The organism is Mycobacterium sp. 852014-52144_SCH5372336 (genome assembly GCF_001665615.1).
GTDB lineage: Bacteria > Actinomycetota > Actinomycetes > Mycobacteriales > Mycobacteriaceae > Mycobacterium > Mycobacterium neumannii_A.
Genome location: NZ_LZSW01000023.1, coordinates 1 through 537, shown reverse-complemented (window position 1 = coordinate 537; position 537 = coordinate 1). Strand labels below are relative to the sequence as shown.

Below are 537 nucleotides of genomic sequence, written 5' to 3'. Positions count from 1 at the left end.
GGCGATTGGGACGAAGTCGTAACAAGGTAGCCGTACCGGAAGGTGCGGCTGGATCACCTCCTTTCTAAGGAGCACCATTCAATTTTCCCCCGCCCCCACGCCTGTGGGATCAGTTGCGGTTGGGATATCAGTGCCGGCGCCTGTAGTGGGTGTTCGGCCGGTGCACAACAAACGTTGATCGTCTGGTGGGAAAAGCCGGGCGTGAAAGATTGCCAGACACACTATTGGGCTTTGAGACAACAAGCCCGCGATCTCTTTGTCCCGAGTGTGGGAAACCGGAGATGGTGTTGATCCCCGTGTGGGGGTTGGCTGTGGTTGTCGCCCTGCTTTGGTGGTGGGGTGTGGTGTTTGATTTGTGGATAGTGGTTGCGAGCATCTCGCAGCGGGTTGCTTGGTCCTCGTTGGTGGGGGCTGGGTGGTTTGTTGCGGTGATAATGCAATTTTTATTCTTCCGAGAATATTTTTTGATCTGTTTTGTGTGTAAGTGTTTAAGGGCGCATGGTGGATGCCTTGGCACTGGGAGCCGATGAAGGACGT

At 54.7% G+C, this 537-nt stretch carries 1 rRNA gene; it reads left to right on the top strand.

The features are described from left to right. A 16S ribosomal RNA gene (locus A5759_RS04825) occupies positions 1-64 on the top strand; the annotation flags it as partial. Positions 65-537: the final 473 nt, after the last annotated feature.